General features: G+C 39.9%; 23 protein-coding genes. 8 read left to right on the top strand and 15 right to left on the bottom strand.

From position 1 onward, the window contains the following. On the bottom strand, positions 1-1,173 hold the full coding sequence (spoIIP, locus tag HNQ41_RS10530) for a stage II sporulation protein P (RefSeq protein WP_184664390.1): 1,173 nt from the start codon (positions 1,171-1,173) through the stop codon (positions 1-3). Positions 1,174-1,270: 97 nt separating this feature from the next. Continuing rightward, entirely contained in the window at positions 1,271-2,395 is a 1,125-nt protein-coding gene (gpr, locus tag HNQ41_RS10535) for a GPR endopeptidase (protein WP_184664391.1), read from the bottom strand. A 175-nt stretch (positions 2,396-2,570) separates the two neighbouring features. Between gpr and rpsT the strand changes: the two genes are divergently transcribed. Further along, complete coding sequence (gene rpsT / locus HNQ41_RS10540) at positions 2,571-2,837, top strand: 30S ribosomal protein S20 (protein WP_184664392.1); 267 nt, start codon at positions 2,571-2,573, stop codon at positions 2,835-2,837. A 228-nt stretch (positions 2,838-3,065) separates the two neighbouring features. Here rpsT and holA read toward each other — a convergent pair whose 3' ends face one another. After that, entirely contained in the window at positions 3,066-4,094 is a 1,029-nt protein-coding gene (holA, locus tag HNQ41_RS10545; protein ID WP_184664393.1) for a DNA polymerase III subunit delta, read from the bottom strand. A gap of 310 nt (positions 4,095-4,404) precedes the next feature. Between holA and HNQ41_RS10550 the strand changes: the two genes are divergently transcribed. Next, positions 4,405-4,539: a YqzM family protein gene (locus HNQ41_RS10550; protein ID WP_184664394.1), complete on the top strand. Its 135-nt coding sequence runs from the start codon at positions 4,405-4,407 to the stop codon at positions 4,537-4,539. A 58-nt stretch (positions 4,540-4,597) separates the two neighbouring features. Here the strand turns inward: HNQ41_RS10550 and HNQ41_RS10555 are convergent, their stop codons facing one another. The 3 genes from HNQ41_RS10555 to HNQ41_RS10565 all read right to left on the bottom strand — a co-directional run bounded on the left by HNQ41_RS10555 (position 4,598) and on the right by HNQ41_RS10565 (position 8,303). Further along, complete coding sequence (locus HNQ41_RS10555; protein ID WP_184664395.1) at positions 4,598-6,901, bottom strand: DNA internalization-related competence protein ComEC/Rec2; 2,304 nt, start codon at positions 6,899-6,901, stop codon at positions 4,598-4,600. Between the two features lie 91 nt (positions 6,902-6,992). Then, complete coding sequence (locus HNQ41_RS10560; protein WP_281394010.1) at positions 6,993-7,574, bottom strand: ComE operon protein 2; 582 nt, start codon at positions 7,572-7,574, stop codon at positions 6,993-6,995. A gap of 72 nt (positions 7,575-7,646) precedes the next feature. After that, positions 7,647-8,303 (bottom strand): helix-hairpin-helix domain-containing protein, encoded by a 657-nt coding sequence (locus HNQ41_RS10565; RefSeq protein ID WP_184664396.1) that lies wholly within the window; start codon positions 8,301-8,303, stop codon positions 7,647-7,649. A 106-nt stretch (positions 8,304-8,409) separates the two neighbouring features. On the opposite strand from HNQ41_RS10565, the gene comER reads away from it, so the two are divergent. Continuing rightward, positions 8,410-9,246 (top strand): late competence protein ComER, encoded by an 837-nt coding sequence (comER, locus tag HNQ41_RS10570; protein ID WP_184664397.1) that lies wholly within the window; start codon positions 8,410-8,412, stop codon positions 9,244-9,246. A 78-nt stretch (positions 9,247-9,324) separates the two neighbouring features. Here comER and HNQ41_RS10575 read toward each other — a convergent pair whose 3' ends face one another. The 8 genes from HNQ41_RS10575 to HNQ41_RS10610 form a co-directional block, all read right to left on the bottom strand. After that, on the bottom strand, positions 9,325-10,062 hold the full coding sequence (locus HNQ41_RS10575) for a class I SAM-dependent DNA methyltransferase (protein WP_184664398.1): 738 nt from the start codon (positions 10,060-10,062) through the stop codon (positions 9,325-9,327). Between the two features lie 99 nt (positions 10,063-10,161). Continuing rightward, on the bottom strand, positions 10,162-10,518 hold the full coding sequence (gene rsfS / locus HNQ41_RS10580; RefSeq protein WP_184664399.1) for a ribosome silencing factor: 357 nt from the start codon (positions 10,516-10,518) through the stop codon (positions 10,162-10,164). 5 nt (positions 10,519-10,523) lie between these two features. Then, positions 10,524-11,099 (bottom strand): bis(5'-nucleosyl)-tetraphosphatase (symmetrical) YqeK, encoded by a 576-nt coding sequence (gene yqeK, locus HNQ41_RS10585; RefSeq protein WP_184664400.1) that lies wholly within the window; start codon positions 11,097-11,099, stop codon positions 10,524-10,526. Then, positions 11,092-11,664 carry a nicotinate-nucleotide adenylyltransferase gene (locus tag HNQ41_RS10590; protein ID WP_184664401.1) on the bottom strand — a complete coding sequence of 191 codons (573 nt, stop codon included), beginning with the start codon at positions 11,662-11,664 and terminating at the stop codon, positions 11,092-11,094. Before HNQ41_RS10590 ends, yqeK begins: the two co-directional genes overlap by 8 nt. Positions 11,665-11,680: 16 nt before the next feature. Then, on the bottom strand, positions 11,681-11,974 hold the full coding sequence (yhbY, locus tag HNQ41_RS10595) for a ribosome assembly RNA-binding protein YhbY (protein WP_184664402.1): 294 nt from the start codon (positions 11,972-11,974) through the stop codon (positions 11,681-11,683). After that, entirely contained in the window at positions 11,974-12,810 is an 837-nt protein-coding gene (gene aroE, locus HNQ41_RS10600) for a shikimate dehydrogenase (RefSeq protein ID WP_184664403.1), read from the bottom strand. Before aroE ends, yhbY begins: the two co-directional genes overlap by 1 nt. Positions 12,811-12,827: 17 nt before the next feature. Further along, a complete protein-coding gene (gene yqeH / locus HNQ41_RS10605) occupies positions 12,828-13,955 on the bottom strand; it encodes a ribosome biogenesis GTPase YqeH (RefSeq protein WP_184664404.1) in 1,128 nt (375 codons plus the stop codon). Continuing rightward, the gene (locus HNQ41_RS10610; RefSeq protein WP_184664405.1) at positions 13,943-14,458 is read right to left on the bottom strand and encodes a YqeG family HAD IIIA-type phosphatase; all 516 of its coding nucleotides are present in this window, start codon (positions 14,456-14,458) and stop codon (positions 13,943-13,945) included. The genes yqeH and HNQ41_RS10610 overlap by 13 nt, the downstream gene beginning before the upstream one ends. Before the next feature lie 520 nt (positions 14,459-14,978). Between HNQ41_RS10610 and HNQ41_RS10615 the strand changes: the two genes are divergently transcribed. Continuing rightward, complete coding sequence (locus tag HNQ41_RS10615; protein ID WP_184664406.1) at positions 14,979-15,119, top strand: sporulation histidine kinase inhibitor Sda; 141 nt, start codon at positions 14,979-14,981, stop codon at positions 15,117-15,119. Between the two features lie 202 nt (positions 15,120-15,321). Here HNQ41_RS10615 and HNQ41_RS10620 read toward each other — a convergent pair whose 3' ends face one another. Beyond that, entirely contained in the window at positions 15,322-15,528 is a 207-nt protein-coding gene (locus HNQ41_RS10620) for a hypothetical protein (RefSeq protein ID WP_184664407.1), read from the bottom strand. A 524-nt stretch (positions 15,529-16,052) separates the two neighbouring features. On the opposite strand from HNQ41_RS10620, the gene HNQ41_RS10625 reads away from it, so the two are divergent. Genes HNQ41_RS10625 through HNQ41_RS10640 form a run of 4 tightly spaced genes read left to right on the top strand, consistent with a single transcriptional unit; the run spans position 16,053 to position 20,707 of the window. After that, complete coding sequence (locus tag HNQ41_RS10625; RefSeq protein WP_184664408.1) at positions 16,053-18,473, top strand: Na+/H+ antiporter subunit A; 2,421 nt, start codon at positions 16,053-16,055, stop codon at positions 18,471-18,473. Next, complete coding sequence (locus tag HNQ41_RS10630; RefSeq protein ID WP_184664409.1) at positions 18,470-18,895, top strand: Na(+)/H(+) antiporter subunit B; 426 nt, start codon at positions 18,470-18,472, stop codon at positions 18,893-18,895. Before HNQ41_RS10625 ends, HNQ41_RS10630 begins: the two co-directional genes overlap by 4 nt. Continuing rightward, on the top strand, positions 18,895-19,233 hold the full coding sequence (locus HNQ41_RS10635; protein ID WP_184664410.1) for a Na(+)/H(+) antiporter subunit C: 339 nt from the start codon (positions 18,895-18,897) through the stop codon (positions 19,231-19,233). The genes HNQ41_RS10630 and HNQ41_RS10635 overlap by 1 nt, the downstream gene beginning before the upstream one ends. Continuing rightward, complete coding sequence (locus HNQ41_RS10640) at positions 19,226-20,707, top strand: Na+/H+ antiporter subunit D (RefSeq protein WP_184664411.1); 1,482 nt, start codon at positions 19,226-19,228, stop codon at positions 20,705-20,707. The genes HNQ41_RS10635 and HNQ41_RS10640 overlap by 8 nt, the downstream gene beginning before the upstream one ends. Positions 20,708-20,711 lie beyond the last annotated feature (4 nt).

Raw genomic sequence — 20,711 nt, forward strand, 5'->3', positions numbered from 1 at the left:
TCATTCACCCGATCCTTCTTTTTGCTCCCAATAGTATTCACTAAACACTTCCGCAAATGCGTCTACAGAACGGTAGGCTTCTTCTAATGTATTATCGACACCACCAACTTCAATTAAAACCGAGTTTTCCGACAAATCTTGGTTGTAACGTCCGTTACTTCCAGAACCACCTTTACCGATAACTCCACGATTCAAACCAGGGTACTTCTCTTCGATTTGTTCGTGCAATTCATTAGCAAACTGTAGGTTCTCTGCATAAGATTCATGATTTTCACCAATGACAAAGAGCGTTCGGGCATATGGTTCACCATTAATATCAACAGTTGTTGTCTCTCGTGGCTGAGCATCTCGATGGACATCAAAGAAAAACGCTAATTCATCGTTTGTATCGATCGCGTCTGTGACAATTTCACGAGACATATCATATGACTCACTATAATTCCATCCTCGATCATTTAACTTTGCATTAATATCACTTTTATCTACCTCTGTTGGAATCCCCTTTTCGTGAAGCCGCTGACCCAATCGTTCTCCAACGAGCGTGATATTCACTTCATCGTGAAAAGCAACGTCCGCATCTTTCAATTCAGGGAAAAATGATTCACGATTATGGGAATGAACAATATGGACGACAGGATCTTTGTTACTTATGTCTTCAACTGACTCTTCACGCTCTCCCTCTTCTCCATCTGTTTCTTCTAAGTCATTTGTTGCTACTTCACGATCTTGCATCAACACTTCCATTGGTGGTGCAGATTCAATCGACATGCTCGTAAAATCCATTCCTTTACCAGCAGTGTGAATCCGTCCATCAAACAGGGCAAAACCCGGTAGCTCACGACCTAACAAACTCCGCGGATCATCGGGATTAATACTTGTCGCTAATTCGAACATTACTGAAGACACATCAAATGGTTCACTGTCTTCAGGTAAGTTTTGCGTAAAGTACGGGTTTTCCACGCCTAAAAGATACACAAAATCTTCTTTATCGAACAATGAATCGCTCCATTCATGAACCGACGAAGAAGAAACGCTGTAATTTGGTCCAAAGGCTGTAAAAAAACTTGCTACAAAAAATAATAAAAAGACGCCGGAAATAATATTTACCACCCATTTACGTACCGCCGTCTTGATGTTTATATTTCGTTTATGAACCGGGTAATTACGCCGCATGTTCTCACCTTCTTACGATTACTTGTTTACACTTAAGACTATGTCTCTCGTAAGAAGGCTAGAACATATTTTTAGGACAAGCTAAATTTTAAATCATTTAATGTGTGTAAGAACCTACATTACCGCCATCGATTTCACCGTGTAAAGCACGGTTCAACCCTTGTGCCAATACATTGGCCATATCTTCAATAAATTCGTCTACTTCTTTCGGCGTAACCATTAAATCGTGCCCAAGTGGAGCAAGAACTTCTTTAATAAGCTGGCGCTTCTCTTGTTCATCAAGACCACCAACCATTCCTAAAATTCGTTGCTTTTCTTCGTTACTTGGCATGTGTTCCTCTGTCAGTTCTTCTTTCTCTCCAAAAGTCATTCCGGCTGGTGTTAAATTCCTCTTCGGTGAATCACCTTCTTGCATACGTTTACCAATATGTTTAAGCACAAAATCAACCGTATCACTTGTGATTGATACAGCATCCACAACTGTTGGAATACCTACAGCAATAACAGGAATACCTAACGTTTCATATGACAACTCTTTACGGTCATTTCCGACACCAGAGCCAGGATGAATGCCTGTATTCGAGATTTGAATAGTCGTATTCACTCTTTCTATAGAACGAGACGCGAGCGCATCAATAGCGATCACAAAGTCAGGCTTCGCTTTGTCAATCACCCCTTCGATAATCTCGCTCGTTTCAATACCCGTCAGCCCCATGACACCAGGTGAAATCGCACTGACAGCACGAAAACCATCGTCTACTTGTTCTGGTGCCACATCAAAAAGGTGGTTCGTAATAAGCATATTTTCGGTTGCAATTGGACCTAGCGCATCTGGTGTAACATTCCAGTTCCCAAGTCCAACGACGAGGCAACGAGCGTTTGGTGAAATATTCATCTCTTTTAAAAATTCATTCATTTCTTTTGCAAACACAGCCTGTACATGTTCTTGTAACTCCGTATCTTTTTTTCTAATCCCTTGTACGTGTAATGTCAAATACAGTCCTGCTTTCTTCCCCAAACGTTCTGACCCGCGCTCATCAATTTCAACACGCGTAACATCTACACCATTACTTTCATGCTCTTTTATGATGACACCATCTAATTCTTTCGTTTGCTTCGCTTGTTCTTCCTCTTCTTCAGTAACCATCTCTGTTGCTTCGAGCGCTAAATCCGTGCGCAAATGATACGTTTCTTCAGTGAATTCTTTTTTACCTTCATTCATCGGACATCCTCCTATCCAGCAACACAAAATCTTTACCGTTAGCTTGAACGACTTCTTCTGTTTTCATTCTTTTGTTGCAAAGAGGTGCGCATTTTGGTAAAATCCACTGTGTTGCCTAAGAAGTAAACATTAAATTACTCTTATAAGAAACGGTTGCATCAAGGAGGTGAGAAGTATGCCAAATATTAAATCCGCTGTAAAACGTGTTAACACAAACGAAAAGCGTCGTGCGCAAAACATCGCATTCAAATCAGACCTACGTACATCCATCAAGGATTTCAACACGAAAGCTGATAAGAACGACGTTGAGGGTGCAAAAGAAGCACTCTTGGTTGCAACCAAAAAGATTGATAAAGCCGCTAATAAAGGCATCATCCATAAAAACGCAGCCAACCGCGAAAAATCCCGTCTAGCGAAACGCCTAAACGAGATTTCCGCATAATGAGAGGACAAGCCTAAGGCGCCCTTTATGTCGGTAATCAATAGAGGTCTGACAATTATATGTAAGCTAATTAGCCCTTATAGAAGGCTTTATTGACTTCAAACGAACGGCGCCTTATAGCTACCGCTCTCTTTCTAGTCATCAAGATATGGCATTCTCGTCTTTTTATGAGACGGATGCCATTTTTTATTTATAAAAACCAGAGTCATTAGGACTCTGGTTTTTTGATTAAGAGGACCGAGACGTTAAATTCGCAAAAAACATCTCCACTGCCACTTGTTTATCCACTTTCCCGGATTTCATTTCATAGTCAGCATCAGCTAAACGAGCGAGTATGTAGCGAATCTCTTGAAATGAAAAACGCTTTACTTGCCTATTAGCCACCTTCACAGCATATGGATGAAGTTTAAGTTGTGAGGCAATTTGCTTTTCTGCATATCCTTCACTGACTAGCTGCTTGACTTGATACATAATCCGAAACTGCCTGGCGATCAAAGAGACGATTTTAATTGGCTCTTCCTTTTGTTTTAATAAATCATAAAAAATACGTAAAGCTTTCTCTACGTTACGATTGACAACGCCATCAACCAAGTCAAAAATGTTTTGCTCTAACGTACGAGCTACAAGTTGATCAACCAAGTTACGATCTATGGTACCATTTTCCCCTGTGAAGGTGACAAGTTTTGTCATCTCTGTTGCAAGCAACATCAAGTGACCACTTGTTCTTTCGATCAATAACATTGCCGCTTCTTTATCGATATTTACTTTCTCTTCACGAGCCCGTTGGACTAACCAATCTCTTAACTCTTGTTCAGTTAACGGCTTAGCCTCCATAACCGTCCCGTTTTGCTTCGCCAACTTCACAATCTTTTTACGTTGATCTAACTTTTCATATGGCGCAATTAAGATAAGGACCGCTTCCGCCAAAGGATCTTGAATGTATTGTTCCAATTTTTTCAGGTTATGTTCGACACTGCTTTTATCGGACACATTCGTTAAAAATGCAGCATCTTTTGCTATTACAACGCGTTTTCCTCCCATAAACGGAAACGTATACGCATCTTCCACAGCCACATCAATCGGACTTTCCTTCATATCAAGTTCGGTTAAATTAAACGCTTTTTGCTCTTCGCTTAAAGTTGAATTCACGATTGTTTGTACAAGATCTTCAATCAAAAATGTTTCCGTCCCCCATAATAAATAAAATGGGGCGACATCACCTTGTTCTGCTTGCTTTCTTAATTGAAAATACGACAACGGCTTTCCCCTTCCTTCTTCTCTTCACACTACTCATGTCTTATGATAACATGTGTGTAATAGAAAAAGGAGGTTGGCTCGAATCGCCAACCTCCATTTATGATGAACGCTGCCAATCCGTACCTAGGATCCTTCTTGGCAGCGATTATCATAACTTTGTTATGTACTGTTATGATATCCTATGCGCGAAAAGGTTATAGGTGACAACTCTTAACAATTTAATCGATTTTTTACCATGAATATGATGAAAACATATTGGATTTTTTATAAACGTCACGTATACTAATAACTGTAAGAGGAGGGATCTTTCATGAACAATGAATTCGAGAAAAATGTACAGTCTCAACGAAACGACTTTCTCGACAGTGTCGTTGGATTCGTGGTTACATTTGGCTTTTTCACAGTTATTTTTGCGATCGCAACTGTGATCGACCTCTTTGTATAACAACACGTAATACATAGTTCAATGACCCTTCGAAGGCTGACACGACGTCAGCCCTTTTTTATTGCACGACAACTTCAAATTTCCCATTTTTCCGATCAAAAATGTAGCGAACATCACCGTTTTCATCCGTTCGATATACCATTATCTCCCTTTCGTACAAACGGTCGATCACCTCATCATGCGGATGACCAAATAAGTTATTTCTACCTGCAGAAATAAGCGCGTAAGAAGGAGTGAACGTCTCAAGCAACACATCCGTTGTCGATGTGGCACTTCCATGGTGAGCGACTTTCAATATATCAACGTCTAACCCAGGGTAATCAGCAACAATCCTCCTTTCTCCTTCTTCTTCTACATCCCCTGTAAAAAGCCAAGTATTCGTTCCTAATTCAACAGAAAATACAATCGAACGGTTATTCAGAGACTTTTCCTTACCTGTCGGAGAAACAACGTAAGCAGTCGTATCGCCATCCTCCCAAACATCTCCTTTTTCCGTCCACTTTATCGGAATTCCTCTTTCTCGAAACATCATCAACACATCATGCTCCAAGTCTGTTTCTATCCCTCCAACAGGATAATGTACACGCTCGATCCCGACATGATCCACTAAAGAAGGCACTCCCCCAATATGGTCGGCATGTCCATGCGTTAATATTAAACGATCAACATTCGTGACCCCTTTCGCTTTTAAGTAAGGTAAAACGACATCACGACCTGGCTCAAAATTGAATTGTTCATGATCATCATCAAAGAAATTGGCATTTCCACCAGTGTCGATGAGGTAAATCGCTTCTCTGTACGGAAGTTCAACGTAAATCGCATCACCTTGACCAACATCTAGCATTGTTACTTCTCCTTCTCCATCAAAGTAAGGAGAAATCTTTTGCCAACTAAGTAAAAGGAAAAACGGTAATAACGATAACAAAGCACGTTTACTCCATCCATACTTCTCAAATACATACAAACTTATAAGAAACGCGAAAATAAGTAAAAACACAAGACCGATAGACGGCTTTCCAAACACAAGCGCAGAAAAATTCCTATCAACCAAATCAAATAACCAGTGCGCACCATCTAACATCAAATCTAAAAGGTGTATAAAACGTTCAGCTAATGTCGGAGAAATGTTGAGCAACAAACTGATCAAAAACGATATCGGTAATACAAAAAAGGAAATAAACGGAATGAAAAGTAAGTTTAGAGGAAGAGAAAAGAAGGACCATTCATACTGATGATATAATATGATCGGCAGTGATACGAGTTGCGCGATAATGGTCACAAGAAGCATCACTTTCCATTTACTATGAACACTTTGTAATAAGTTGTTAGAAGCTAGTAAGCTGAAGCTAATGAAAAAGGATAGTTGAAACCCAAGGTGAAATACGAGGTAAGGATCTGCAATTAACATCGCAAGCGCAACAAAACTAATCACATCAAAAGGGTGTAAGCGCACTTTGATCAAGCTTAGCACTAATACGATTGCTGTCATAAGTGAAGATCGTACAACCGACGGAGCCCCTCCTGCTAACATCACATAAACTGGTAATATTGTAACTAGAAGAACAATCGCATATTGCTTGTAAATCCCTATTCGGATAAAAATAAAAAATAAGGTTGCCGTAACAAGTCCAACATGCAAGCCGGATACGGCCAATAAATGAATAAGACCAAACACGCGATATTGCTCTTCACGTTCATTGTCAAAAAAAGAACGATCACCAAAGACAAGTGCAGAAACCATAGCCGGTGCCTCTCCAGTTGATAAGCTCGCGATCCGTTCAATTTGATCACCTCGAAACCTTCGCAGCTTATTCAAAATTCCCGTCTCTGCAGTCCTACAAAACGTCTGCTCCCCTTCTTCGACATTTAACACCCAATGAATACCCTCTTGATGTAAATATGCTTGATAATCAAAACCATAAAAATGAAACGTCTTATCAGGCTTTTCTATTCGCCCTTCGATACGACAGCGATCACCACTTTTGAGATCAAATTCTGAGAAAATCCGATCTTGATCAGCTCGGTTATAAAAACCTTGTAATCGTTCGCCATTGTCTAATTTCAGTTGAAAAGATTGTGAACCATTAACTGTATAAGAGGTTTCTAGCACTGTTCCTGTAAATATCGTCTCTTCACCGGTAAGCATTGAATCATTATTTGAAAATGTATCACCGGCATAGATGAAATAAAATGCACCAATGATTAAACAAACAACCCACAATAACTTGTTTTTACGCATTTGCGTAAAAACTAGAAAAAAAGCGAGAATAACCAGAAAATATAAAGCTGGTAACACTGTACCATTTGCAAGGAGAACACTAGTGATGGCACTAAGAACAACGAGGTACCAGCGTCCAAACATACAATCTCCCCTTTTCAATGGGATTTGGACGTGCATGTGCGAGGTTCAAAAGGAGGTGACTGACTTTGACACCTCCCGAGGCAAAAAAAAATTATGAATTCGTAAATAATCGGTTCGCTTCATCTTTTAAATTAGCGAGATCTTTTTCATTTAATCCAAGTTCCTCTAAACGATGAAGTAACCCTGCAGTGAAACGAAGTTTTTCTCCACTGTTTTGATCAAGGAGCATTTCTTCTAATTCTACTTTTTCCGTTTCTACCCCTGCTTCATGAAATAACTCTAAAGCAAACGGGTCATTTTTATAATCTTCAGCATACACAACTTTGCTGATCCCAGCTTGAATAATCGCTTTACAACAATTTAAACATGGAAAATGTGTGACGTATATTTCAGACCCTTGTGTTGGCACACCAAATTTTGCACATTGTAACAATGCATTCACTTCAGCATGCACCGTTCGAACACAATGACCTTCAACAACGTAACAACCTTTGTCAATACAATGATCGCCACCTGATATCGACCCGTTATATCCACCTGCTATAATTCGTTTATCACGTACGATCGTCGCCCCGACCATAAGACGAGTGCACGTACTCCGCAAAGATAACAAATGACTTTGCGCCATAAAATACTGATGCCATGAAATCCGCTCTACTTTTTTCCCCTCCAAAGTGAAACCTCCCTTTTGATATACATAGTGTCAGTTTAGCGACAAAAGACAGAAGTCGTCAATCTTTTCATGCTAACGATAAAAAACATGTTCATCAATCGTCTCTGCTGTTTTTTCTCCGATTCCAGTTACCCGGGATAGATCCTGTTTACTTTCAAAACGCCCATTTTCTTCTCGTTCATCAATGATGGACTGCGCACGAACTTCACCAACACTTGGTATTGTTTGCAAATCAATAACGGTCGCTGCATTGATATTAACCTGTTCATCATCACGGTTTTGCCTGTCCATTGAATCATTAAGTGAACCCCCCTCAACAACCTCTTCTTCATTTTCGTTAGGTACAACAATAATTTTTTCGTCAAACAAACGCTTTGCGAAATTAATGACATCCTCATTTGCTTCCGCAGTTAGCCCGCCTGCTTTTTCAACCGCATCAATTACACGCTCCCCTTCTTCAAATTCATACACGCCAGGATTTTCAATTTCACCTTTTATATCGACAACGATTTTTTCCGATAATGTTTTTGAAGAACCACCAACATCTGCAGCAGTCTCATCTTCAGTTTCAAACATTTCTTCCCAACTTTCTTCCGCTTCTATTTCCGTTTGCTCACTTCTGTCAAAAACAAGAAAAAAGACGAACACGACAGTTACACACAAGATAACAAGAACTGTTAAACGTTCACGAACGAAAGAAACCATACGTATCGATAATGATTTAAACATAGAATCTCTCCTCAAATCATACATTTAGAAATAAACGTGCATACCTATATCGTCGTGCACATACATTGGAAGGTAACGGACTGAAAACTGTAAAGGGGGGAAGACGATGCACACCATCGGCTTCATCGGAACTGGAAGTATGGGAAGGATATTAATTGAAGCCTATGCCAATGCCGAAGGAACAAACCAGTCTCATATTGTCATTCATAACCGAACAAGAGAGAAAGCAGAAGATATAAAACGAGATTATCCAGATATAAAAGTGGCTGACAGTGCTGAAGACGTTGCAAAACAAGCGGATTTCATATTTATTTGTGCAAAACCATTACAAATCATTCCTTTGCTACAATCAATTAATACATCACTTCATAAAGATAAGATGATCATTTCCATAACGAGTCCTATTACTGTTGATGAACTAGAAGAGGTTGTTTCATGTAAAGCAGCACGTTTCATCCCAAGTATTACCAACCGCGCTTTAGCAGGTTCATCGTTGATTACGTATGGATCACGCCTCGGTAAAAAAGACCAAGAAAACCTTTGGTCACTTGCTGAAAAAATTTCTCAACCGATTGTCATCGACGATTCTATTACCCGCGTCTCATCTGACATCGTTAGTTGTGGTCCTGCTTTTTTTAGCTTCTTACTAGAAGATTTCATTCAAGCGGCAACACAACAAACAAACATCTCTGAATATGAAGCAAGAAAATTAACGAGTGACATGATGATCGGGTTTGCTACCTTACTTAGTGATGAACATTTCACATTATCATCGCTTCAAGAGAGAGTATCAGTACCTGGAGGCGTAACTGGAAAAGGGCTAGATGTTTTGCGAGGGCAGGTCGGAAGCATGTTTCATGATTTATTTATCGCCACCCATGAAAAGTATGCGCATGACCGTGCGCAAATCCAAGAACAAGTAAATGCTTTAAATAAATCTTAAGTCAATCAGAATGAAGGCTCACATTAAGAAAGCGAGAAACGTATTTGCGTTCCTCGCTTCTTAATTCGCCATTTATCGTTAATATCCTTTTTTTGCAACGAACAAAATTCGTTCATTTTCTCCATTAGGCCTAGCTTCCGTGAAATCCGCACTTATTTCTACCTGTTCAAAACCAACTTCTCTCAACCATGTTTCATAATCTTCTGGAGAAAACGTCCGTTGTTCGTGCCATTCATCAACACGGCGGTACCCGCCCTCTTCATCATCTTGAATAAAAAAGGATAAATCATGTTCAACCATATTTGCATATTCACCTGGTTCGCAAACCCATACAAATGAGATGTCTTCTTCATTACTTGCATATAAGCGATCATTGATCTGCTGAGCGATTTTCTCACGGGAATGAACGTCAAATAAAAACGTCCCACCTTCACATAGGTGGTTATACACACGGGTAAACGCTTGTTTTACATCCGTTTCTTCCAGTACATAATTTAAACTATCACAAAACATTGTTACCGCATCATACTGGCCTAAGCCATCCATGTTTCGCATATCACGTTGAAAGAACGCGACGTCAACACCTGCGTCCTCTACTTTTTCCTTAGCAACATCTAACATGTCTTCAGAAACATCAACAGCAGACACAAGATAGCCTTCTTTAGCTAGCATCAATGCAATCGCACCTGTACCCGTCGCAACATCAAGAATCGTCGCTGGTGTTTTTACATAGTTTCTCGTAAAATTTAACCACTGTTCATACGGCGCATCTGTCATCAATTGATCATAAATATAAGCAAATTGTTGATAGCTCATTTCCCTACATCCTCTCTTTGAGACACGTGAAAAAAAGGCCGGTTACTCACAAACACTAGCAAGTACCGAACCTTTCCCATCACTTGAATCAACTTACAATTAAACACTTAATAACGAATTCACGTCGACTTCTTTGGCATCAATCCATAGTTTTTCTAAGTTGTAATATTGGCGTTCCTCTTGATGAAAAACGTGCACAACGATATCTCCAGCATCAATCAATACCCAACGAGAAGAATCGAGCCCTTCTAGACGCTTTAATTCAAATCCTTGTTCTTGCGCGGCTTTCTTCACCGCTTGAGCAATCGCGTCCACTTGTTTTTCAGAGCCTCCGTTACAAACGACAAAATACTTAGCAATCACAGATACGCCTTCCATATCTAACGCAACGATATTTTCTGCCTTTTTATCGTCCGCAGCTTGGACGAGTTGTTGTAATAACTGCTTTTCCTCCATGTACGTTAATTCCTCCCTTTCAATTTTCGCAACGCGAAGTCATTGTAAGCATGAAAAGTATCAGGATGAATCGGTTGCTGTTTGTTGACAAGAAAGGTGATCGTGTTTTTTATCGACAACAAGCACGCTTCATCCAAGTCTCTTTCTGCTTCTTCCCTTACTGCCTGCAATCCCGGGAAAGACCGTCCTGGTTCAATATAATCAGCAAGAAAGACCACCTTCTCCAACAAACTCATGTCTTTTCGGCCGGTTGTGTGTGAACGAATCGCCTTTAATACGTCCTCGTCACAAATCCCTTGCTCTGTTTTCACGAGATATGAACCAACAGGGGCGTGAAGTAATTCTCCACCTATTTCTGCAAAGGAATCATCAATATCCGTTTCATAAACAATCTTCGTCATCTCTTCTAAAGAGCGATATTTCGCATAGTCATGCCAAATCGCAGCTTCTCGAGCTTTCTCGACATTTGCACCAAAGCGCTTGGCTAATGTCTCAGACTCTTCGACAACGCGGAGTGTATGCGCATAACGAGGCGGCTTCAACTCTTGTTTTACAATTTCAAGTGCTTCGTTTTCACTCATACAGACGATACTCCTTTATATAATCAAAAACATCCTTCGTTAATAAAAATTGATTGAGGGACCCTTCTTTGATTTGATTGCGAATGGATGAAGATGAGACATCAACAAGCGCACCTTCTAGGTGGATCATCCACTCATCGTATGGTGGTACATTTCGATACCCTGGCCGATCTATACCGATAAACGTGACTAGTTCTAGCAAGTCATCGATACGATACCAATTCGGTAAGTCGTCGATCATATCACCACCGATAATAAAATAAAAGCGAGTATCAGAATAACGCTCACAAAGTTGTTTCATCGTATCGTACGTGTATGATCGCCCATCTCGTTCTAACTCTACCGTAGATAACTGATAATGTTCGTGTAAAGATACCATTCGTTCGGTTAAAGCGAGACGATCCTTTTCACTCGTTTGCGATGGCTGCTTTTTATGAGGTGGAATTCGATTAGGAAGCCACCACACTTCATCAAGATTCACACGCAAACGGGCCTCTTCTGCCATGAGTAAATGACCAATATGAGGAGGATCAAATGTCCCCCCTATGATCCCTACGTGTCGCATTTGGCTCCCCCATTAATTATTGTGGCAATTCACTTGTTGGATTATTGACGGATGTTTTGTACAAAACAATCGTCGAACCGATGACTTGCACAATATTTGCGTTCGTATCTTTTTCAATTTCCTTTGCAACCTCATTTCGGTCTTGAAGGCAATTTTGCAAAACACTCACTTTAATTAATTCTCTTGCTTCTAATGCTTCTGCTATTTGTTTTGTCATATTTTCATTCACACCAGACTTCCCTACTTGGAAAATCGGTTTGATTTGATGAGCTTGCGCGCGTAAAAAGCGCTTTTGTTTCCCTGTTAACATCATTTTCCTCCTAATGACTCAATCACTTGTTGTCGCATCAATTTTGTATCTGGTTTTTCACCTGTCCAATACTCGATGGCTAATGCTCCTTGATAAACGAACATCCCAACACCATCTAGAACTTCCGCCCCTAAATTGTCAGCTTCTTGAAGCCACTTCGTTTTAAGTGGATTATAAATTAAATCACTGACGAGCACACCTGGGCGAATCCCTTGTAAAGACATCGGTTGCTCATTTGTATTTGGTGACATTCCCACCGATGTCGTTTGAATAATAATATCATATTCATCCATGCATTTTTCCGATTGTTCAATCGTTTTAGCTTCAGTCGATTGCCACCCTTGACATAAGTCAACTAAAACCTCTGCTTTAGTAACGGTACGGTTAGCAATCGTTAACTGTCCAATTCCGTGTCTCGATAATGAAACAGCAACCGCTCTAGCAGCACCTCCCGCTCCAACAACGAGCACATGTTTATCAGATAAGTCGTCTCCGATTCTTTCAGTAAGAGATAAAAGGTATCCACGTCCATCGGTATTATAACCTTTTAACATACCATCATCATTTACAATCGTATTTACCGCTCCAATTTGTTTCGCTTCTTCTTCAATATCATCCAAATAATCCATGACATCCACTTTATGTGGAACCGTTACATTCACTCCCCGTAACCTTAGCGCACGTATCGCCTCTACTGCTTCTTTTAAACGATCAGGCTCTACATCAAACGCATGGTACGTGTAAGGAATTTGCAAACGTTCATACTGGGTATTATGCATGACTGGTGAAAGAGAATGACCAATCGGATGCCCAAAAAGACCGACGAGTTGCTTCATCTTCTTCTCCTTTCTGGTTACGTAATAAGAGCAGGTCGAAGCGTCACATTTACACCTTCTGGCACATAAGCACGTACGATCGACCCTTCACCGTGAACCGTAACCCAACCAAGGCCAGAAAACACAATATCTGTTTTTTCTTCTGGAAGTTTAAACTCTTGTTCTTTCAGTTTCGGAAATGACGACACATCTTCTGTTTTCGGAGGGCTTAACAGCTCTCCGAGATGGTTTTCATACAGATCATCTGCTTTTTCTGTCTTTGTTCGATGAATATTCAGTTCATTAGACATATAGCAAACGACAGCTTTACCTTGCGATTTTACAATATCAAGCCGAGCTAAACCAGCAAAAAAGAGTGTCTGTCCATCATCTAATTGAAACACTTTCGGCTTAATTTCTTTTTGCGGAATGATCGTCTTTAAATCGTCTTTGCCGACAGCATGATGAATTTGGTGATGGTTGATTATTCCAGGTGTATCAAACATCGTCGCTCCATCATCTAACGGAATATCAATCATATCTAATGTTGTACCCGGTACATTTGACGTCGTAATCATTAACTCATCATCACCGCCAAATTGCTTGATCAGTTGATTAATAAACGTCGATTTACCTACGTTCGTACTACCAACAATATATACATCTTTACCTTCACGCCATTTATCGATCAACCTCGCTGTTTCCGAGACTTCATCATTGCGAGCAGCACTCATCAAATGTACACCGATCGGCTTCAAGCCAAATTCACTTGCCATTTTCTTCATCCAATGAACCAATCGTCTCCTGTTCACTGAACGTGGGAGAAGATCGACTTTATTTCCAACGAGTAACACTGGGTTATTTCCTACAAATCGATGTAACCCCTGTAGCCAACTACCATCAAAATCAAAAATATCAACAATTTTAACAATTAATGCATCCTTTTGACCCAGTTGGTTTAATAATTGTAAGAAGTCATCATCTGTTAAGGAAACATCTTGCACTTCATTATAATGTTTTAATCGAAAACAACGTTGGCAAATGACTACGTCTCGACTTAATGCAGATTGTGGTGCATATCCGAGTTTGTTTGCATCTTCTGTTTGAATTGTCACACCACAGCCAGAACACATCATGTCTTCAGGACGTCCTTCTATCGTTCCCATTCAATCATCCCCTTTCGTTTCATCCAAGCAAGAGCCACTCTCTCTAAGCGCCGATTAAATTTCGTGAAAAACCCGTCACTTTCCACAACAGGCGCGACAAGAACTGTATAAAAACCAGCGCGATTGCCACCGAGAACATCTGTAAATAATTGGTCCCCAACGACGACACACTCTTCTGTTTTTCGGTCCATCTTTTTTGCAGCTTGTAAAAATGAGCGGACCATCGGTTTTTTCGCACTATAAATAAATGGAATACCGTGCGGCTCAGCAAACTTACTAACCCGTTTTTCTTGATTGTTTGAAACAATCACAATTTGGAACCCGGATTCTTTGATTTTTGCAAACCAATCAACTAATTCTTCAGTCGCTTCCGGTCGGTCCCATTCTACAAGTGTATTATCAAGATCAGTAATGATCGCTTTTATTCCACGTGCTTTCAAATCGTCTAATGATATATCGAACACAGACGGAACATATTCATTTGGAAGTAATCGACTCATCATCTTCTCAACCCTTCATTGTAAGTAGGTTTATGTAAAACGTATGCAACACTCGTCCATTTCATATCATACATGGACAAACATGTATTTTGCAATTCCTTAAATGATCATCTATGCTTGAAACCTCCCAATCTATATATCCTTTTAAACAAAATTTGAAGAGTAATGCTAAAAAAGAACCCCCACTACGTTTCGACGAATTTAAACAAAGCTGTAATTTATTATAGAAAAAATTCGACACATTCTTCAATGTTCCAACATATGTGGATAACTCCATGCACAAATCCACACAGATGTACCAAAGTAACAAACGACATATGAACAACATATCCACAGAATACCCACAAGGAACTGTGGATAAAACGAACGGTTGTTCTGATGTTTTTCACGTGATAGCATTTAATTACAGTTAGCAAATAAACAATTATATGAAAAAATAAGACACATTATGTTATGTTTTTTCTTTCCTTTACTTAATCATTGGATGTACAGGAGGTGAAACTACCATTTAGGTAGGCAAAATATGAACCATTTATCCGATGAACTACTTATGGAAACGTATGAGAAAGCTGTTGAACTAAAACTAAGTGATGACTTTATTAGATTAATAGAAAATGAATTAGAACGTAGATCATTGTTGGACAAGCTTCGTTTATCATCCTAGCTTTCTGTTTTTTTAAAAGAAACAATCGTTGTGCTTGATACAGATAATATAGAAACAATTAGAACACGAGACACAACAGTGATCCTTTTTAATTTTCTACACCTAATTATGAACTTACGATGGCGAACTCGGTAAGGTCGAAATGGGACACTAGCGCACTTTATCCATTAATCGATCTTTAAGAAGAGTTCGCCTGTTTCATTCATTTCTGAATTTGTATATACTCTCGCGGTTGGAACTTCATTTCAAACCATTGATCTTCTTCCTCTACACCAAACATTTGATAACCATCTACATTTTGACGAAAAACAATCTCCCGATTATATTCACCATTCAACCCTGCAAAAACAGCCACTAATGAAAGAAACAAACCTAATGAAACCATGATTTTAGAACGGTTTTCTTTCATGACGACTCACCCTTCCTATTCATTCCTATCTTTTAGTCTGTCGCCATAAAGAATTTTGTATACATATAAAGAACAGTATGACTAAACGGTGAAAAAATTTTTTTGAGGCGATATTTCCGTCTTTCATCATATTTAATAAATCTTAAAATTTAGGGTTAACCTACAAAAGAAGAAGGATGCAAGGAATTTTAATTTATTATATAATTCTCTATGCGTTTAATATGGAACTTTGTGTGTTCACCGACATTCCTGTAGCTGCTTGTACATGTGACAATCGAACTGCATAGCCTGTCCAATACCAAGCGTTCCCCTATTTTCTTTTTAGGTTCTCACGTTAACATTACATGAGAAATAGGAAATGTACCCTTTGGTATAGGATTGTGTCATTCAATCAATTAGATCGAATATCTGTTTAAAAGTAAGTAATTTTACATCTTTATTATTAAAATACTTTCTAAACAGAGAGAACTAGGTTGACCTGAATGCTAGCTTACGACTATTGAAAGAAGAGGAGGTTAAAGAATTTGTCTTTATTACATCTTGTCGTATTAGCCCCATTTCTCTTGGCGATTCTGATCCCTTTTTTGTATAAAAAATTTCGCCATATTCACACTGGATGGTTTGTACTAGGACTTCCACTCGTTCTCTTTATTTACTTTCTCACATTTTTACCTGAGATTAGTGGTGGGGGAGCCGTTCAGGAAACAGTCCCATGGATTCCTTCCTTAGGGATTGATTTTACCGTCTTTGTTGACGGACTAGGCCTTTTGTTTGCACTATTAATTACCGGGATTGGAACACTCGTTGTGTTATATTCCATTTACTACATAGCAAACAAAAAAGATGAGCCTTTAAACAACTTTTATGTATATTTACTCATGTTTATGGGAGCCATGCTCGGGGTTGTCTTATCTGACAACTTAATGGTCGTTTATGTCTTTTGGGAAACGACTTCTTTAGCTTCAATGCTACTTATCGGTTATTGGTTCCATAAAGAACGCTCACGGTACGGAGCACAAAAATCGATGCTCATCACAGTATTCGGTGGTTTTTCAATGCTTGCAGGGTTTACGCTCTTATACGTGATGACAGAGACGTTTAGTATTCGTGAAATCATTGCTCAAACAGATGTCATCGCAAGTCATGAGTTGTTCTTACCTGCGATGTTACTCATTTTGTTAGGCGCATTTACGAAGTCGGCACAATTTCCATTCCACATCTGGTTACCTGATGCCATGGAAGCACCGACACCTGTTAGTGCTTACCTTCACTCGGCTACAATGGTAAAGGCAGGTATTTATCTTGTCGCTCGCATGACACCTGTCTTCGGTGGAGAACCACAATGGTTTTGGTTACTTTCTGGATTTGGTATCTTCACACTTTTGTGGGGTTCTGTATCTGCAGTTCGACAAAAGGATTTAAAAGCGATCCTTGCGTTTTCAACAATCAGCCAACTCGGTATGATTATGACGCTTTTAGGTTTAGGTTCAGCCGCTGTTCATTTTGACCTAGCAAACGGTGAAACACTCTACACAACAGCCATTTTGGCAGCAGTCTTCCATTTAATTAACCATGCAACCTTTAAAGGAAGCCTATTTATGGTGGTCGGGATTGTTGACCACGAAACAGGAACACGTGATATCCGAAACCTTGGTGGTTTAATGACACTGATGCCAATTACGGCTACTGCCGCACTGATTGGAACATTTTCCATGGCAGGACTTCCACCATTCAATGGTTTCTTAAGTAAAGAGATGTTCTTTACTGGCGTACTAAACGCAACAACGTTAGATTTGTTTAACATGCAAACTTGGGGCCTGATTTTCCCAGTTATCGCTTGGATTGCCAGCATCTTTACGTTTGCTTACTGTATGATCATGTTCTTTAAGACTTTCACAGGAAAACATCAACCAGAAAAATTAAAGAAGCAAGCACACGAAGCACCTATGGGAATGCTAATTGGTCCCGTGATTCTCGCTTCACTCGTTGTCGTTTTCGGTCTATTTCCAAATGTTCTGTCATACTCGATTATTGAACCAGTTATGCGTTCGATTTTACCTAGTCTCGTTAGTGATGGTGGAGAATTTTACGTCAACATTTATCACTGGCATGGGCCGAATACCGAGCTTATGATGACAATTGGTGTTGTGATATTTGGTTCACTCGTCTATTTAAACTTGAAAAGATGGCAGGAAGCTGCGTTTTTCTTAAAAGAACGAGACCCACTTAACTGGCTTTATGATAACTCCCTCGTTTGGCTCATTGATGGTGCCACTTGGGTGAATGATCTACAATTAACAGGTCGCCTACGTGATTACATGGCGTACATGTTTGTCTTCTTTGCTGGTTTTATGGCATGGGGATTATTTTACTTTGATGCCATTGCCATTGACCTTGAAAATACAGCACCGATCTCAACTTACATTTTTGTTTTAGTTGCCGTGCTTATATTGGCGACGATTAGTATCCCGTTTATCAATCACCGTATAACTGCGATTATCGTCGTCGGTGTTATCGGGTTTTTACTAGCATTATTGTTTGTCGTTTTCAGAGCGCCAGACTTGGCATTAACACAGTTACTCGTTGAAACGGTTATGGTTGTTATGTTCTTGCTTGTCTTCTACCACTTGCCAGAACTGAAAAAAGAAAGCTTCAAACCAACAATGAAGATTTCAAACTTAGCGATTTCTATTGCAGTCGGTGTTTTTGCATCTCTGACTGCACTAAGTGCACATGCATTTAGTTACGAAAACCCGGTTGATGCCATTTCGAACTATTTCATCGAGAATGCTTATACTCTCGCAGGTGGTAACAACATGGTCAATGTCATCCTTGTTGACTTCCGTGGTCTAGATACACTTCTTGAGGTACTCGTTCTCGCTATTGCCGCTCTAGGTATTGTCGTACTAGTAAAATACACAGCGAAAGGAAGGGAGAACCTATGAACCGACAACGTCTAATTCTACATTCAATGACAAAAGTTGTTTCCTTTATCATCCTTTCCTTTTCGATCTTTCTGTTTTTCGCAGGACATAACGAACCCGGCGGTGGTTTTATCGGGGGACTTATGACAGCCTCTGCTTTGTTGCTTCTGTATGTCAGCTTTGACATACAGACGATCCGCAGAGTTATTCCATTTGATTACGTGAAGATGATTGCAGTTGGACTTTTATTAGCCATCGGGACAGGATTGATTGGTATGTTGTTCGGATTACCATTCCTGACCCAATTTGATGATTACTTCCAACTGCCAATTTTAGGGGAAACACACCTGGCGACTGCACTGCCTTTTGATCTTGGAATTTACCTTGTCGTCATTGGGGTTGCTCTGCTCGTCATTTTAACGATTGCGGAGGATGATAGCTGATGGAAATAATCATGATTATTGCCGTAGGTGTGATCTTTAGTGTTGCAACATATATGCTGTTAACGAAGAGCTTGCTACGTGTGATTCTAGGAGTTATGCTCCTCTCACACGGGGCACACCTTCTATTTTTGACGATGTCAGGATTAAAGCAAGGGGCACCACCTCTTCTCGGAGAAGAAGCGGCTAGTTACTCGGATCCGCTCCCACAAGCTTTGATCCTCACAGCGATCGTCATTAGTTTTGGTGTCACTGCGTTTTTACTTGTGCTTGCTTACCGCACATACAAAGTGCACCAAACAGATGATCTTGAAAAGTTAAGGGGAACTGCTGATGAATAACTTAGTGATTTTACCGATACTCATACCATTTCTTATGGGCGTCATCCTTATTTTCACGAACAAACGCCTATCGGTGTCGCGTACGATCAGCGTCCTTACGGCATTGGCGATGCTTGCTAGTGCATCATACTTAACATATGTCGTTTACACCGATGGCATTATGGCTCTTGAACTCGGAAATTGGGAGGCGCCATTTGGAATCGTACTCGTCGGCGATTTACTTTCATCGTCGCTTGTAGCTGTTTCAAGTTTACTAGCTGTTTCAACATTGTTTTTTATTTTCCAAACGTTTGACGAAGAACGTGAAAAAGCGTATTTTTATCCGTTCTTCTTCTTCCTGATGACAGGGGTAAACGGCTCATTTTTAACCGGAGACTTGTTCAACCTGTTCGTCTTTTTCGAAGTGATGCTTCTTTCGTCTTTCATTTTAATTTCTATGGGCGGAAAGAAAAGCCAATTAAGCGAGTCGTTAAAATATGTCATTATTAACACAGTCTCCTCATTAGTGTTCATCATCGGTATCGCTTATTTATATGCTGTGACCGGAACACTGAACATGGCTGACTTATCTGTGAAAGTCGCAGAATTAGGTCAAGAAGGAGTCTTAAATGTCATTGCACTCGTCTTCTTATTCATTTTCGGTGTAAAAAGTGCATTATTTCCACTTTATTACTGGTTACCGAAATCTTATGTCGAACCACCAACAGCCATCGCGGCGCTCTTTGGTGGATTGCTGACGAAAGTCGGTGTTTACACGATCTTAAGGACATACACGCTTATCTTTAACCAATCGAGTGAGATCTACTTTATCTTAATTGTACTCGGTGGTTTAACGATGTTTATCGGGGTTTTAGGTGCTGTGTCTCAATTTGATTTCAAACGTATTTTATCTGTACACATCGTCAGTCAGGTAGGTTATATGATCATGGGGATTGGTATTAACAGCACGATTGCAATCGCTGGTGTGTTTTACTTCCTCATTCACAATATCATCGTTAAGTCTGCTCTCTTTTTCTTTGCAGGAGCTACAGAAAAAGTAACAGGTACTTCACACCTTAAGAAAATGAGTGGCCTTTTGAAGACACACCCTTATCTCGGTTGGACCTTCTTTATCGCAGCAATTTCCCTTGCTGGCATTCCACCTTTAAGTGGTTTTGTCGGTAAGTTTATCTTAATCGTTGCTGGTTTCATGGAAGGGAACTATTTTGTCATTGCTGTCAGTCTTGCGACAGGGCTCTTAACACTATTTTCAATGATGAAAATTTTCATGACTTCATTCTGGGGAGAAGTCAAACTGCCAAAACCTGAAGCCGAGAATGTAAAAGTTGGTTCTTTGATTGCACCGATTGTTCCACTTCTCATATTTACAATCGTTTTAGGGGTGGCAGCGGAGCCGTTTTATCAATTTTCCCTAGAGCTCGCTGAGCAAATTATCAACCCTGAACATTACGTCAATTCTGTGCTTAAGGAGTAGTTGC

This window comes from Texcoconibacillus texcoconensis, assembly GCF_014202575.1.
Taxonomy (GTDB): domain Bacteria; phylum Bacillota; class Bacilli; order Bacillales; family Salisediminibacteriaceae; genus Texcoconibacillus; species Texcoconibacillus texcoconensis.

Bases quoted from the DNA above. Each gene is read 5' to 3' on its own strand.
- HNQ41_RS10575 (WP_184664398.1), bottom strand. From the start codon at position 10,062: ATGAGCTATCAACAATTTGCTTATATTTATGATCAATTGATGACAGAT.
- yqeK (WP_184664400.1), bottom strand. From the start codon at position 11,099: ATGAGTGAAAACGAAGCACTTGAAATTGTAAAACAAGAGTTGAAGCCG.
- yhbY (WP_184664402.1), bottom strand. From the start codon at position 11,974: ATGTTAACAGGGAAACAAAAGCGCTTTTTACGCGCGCAAGCTCATCAA.
- HNQ41_RS10620 (WP_184664407.1), bottom strand. From the start codon at position 15,528: ATGAAAGAAAACCGTTCTAAAATCATGGTTTCATTAGGTTTGTTTCTT.
- rpsT (WP_184664392.1), top strand. From the start codon at position 2,571: ATGCCAAATATTAAATCCGCTGTAAAACGTGTTAACACAAACGAAAAG.
- HNQ41_RS10610 (WP_184664405.1), bottom strand. From the start codon at position 14,458: ATGATGAGTCGATTACTTCCAAATGAATATGTTCCGTCTGTGTTCGAT.
- HNQ41_RS10635 (WP_184664410.1), top strand. From the start codon at position 18,895: ATGGAAATAATCATGATTATTGCCGTAGGTGTGATCTTTAGTGTTGCA.
- comER (WP_184664397.1), top strand. From the start codon at position 8,410: ATGCACACCATCGGCTTCATCGGAACTGGAAGTATGGGAAGGATATTA.
- HNQ41_RS10590 (WP_184664401.1), bottom strand. From the start codon at position 11,664: ATGCGACACGTAGGGATCATAGGGGGGACATTTGATCCTCCTCATATT.
- HNQ41_RS10565 (WP_184664396.1), bottom strand. From the start codon at position 8,303: ATGTTTAAATCATTATCGATACGTATGGTTTCTTTCGTTCGTGAACGT.
- HNQ41_RS10555 (WP_184664395.1), bottom strand. From the start codon at position 6,901: ATGTTTGGACGCTGGTACCTCGTTGTTCTTAGTGCCATCACTAGTGTT.
- HNQ41_RS10630 (WP_184664409.1), top strand. From the start codon at position 18,470: ATGAACCGACAACGTCTAATTCTACATTCAATGACAAAAGTTGTTTCC.
- HNQ41_RS10615 (WP_184664406.1), top strand. From the start codon at position 14,979: ATGAACCATTTATCCGATGAACTACTTATGGAAACGTATGAGAAAGCT.
- aroE (WP_184664403.1), bottom strand. From the start codon at position 12,810: ATGAAGCAACTCGTCGGTCTTTTTGGGCATCCGATTGGTCATTCTCTT.
- spoIIP (WP_184664390.1), bottom strand. From the start codon at position 1,173: ATGCGGCGTAATTACCCGGTTCATAAACGAAATATAAACATCAAGACG.
- HNQ41_RS10550 (WP_184664394.1), top strand. From the start codon at position 4,405: ATGAACAATGAATTCGAGAAAAATGTACAGTCTCAACGAAACGACTTT.
- yqeH (WP_184664404.1), bottom strand. From the start codon at position 13,955: ATGGGAACGATAGAAGGACGTCCTGAAGACATGATGTGTTCTGGCTGT.
- gpr (WP_184664391.1), bottom strand. From the start codon at position 2,395: ATGAATGAAGGTAAAAAAGAATTCACTGAAGAAACGTATCATTTGCGC.
- rsfS (WP_184664399.1), bottom strand. From the start codon at position 10,518: ATGGAGGAAAAGCAGTTATTACAACAACTCGTCCAAGCTGCGGACGAT.
- HNQ41_RS10640 (WP_184664411.1), top strand. From the start codon at position 19,226: ATGAATAACTTAGTGATTTTACCGATACTCATACCATTTCTTATGGGC.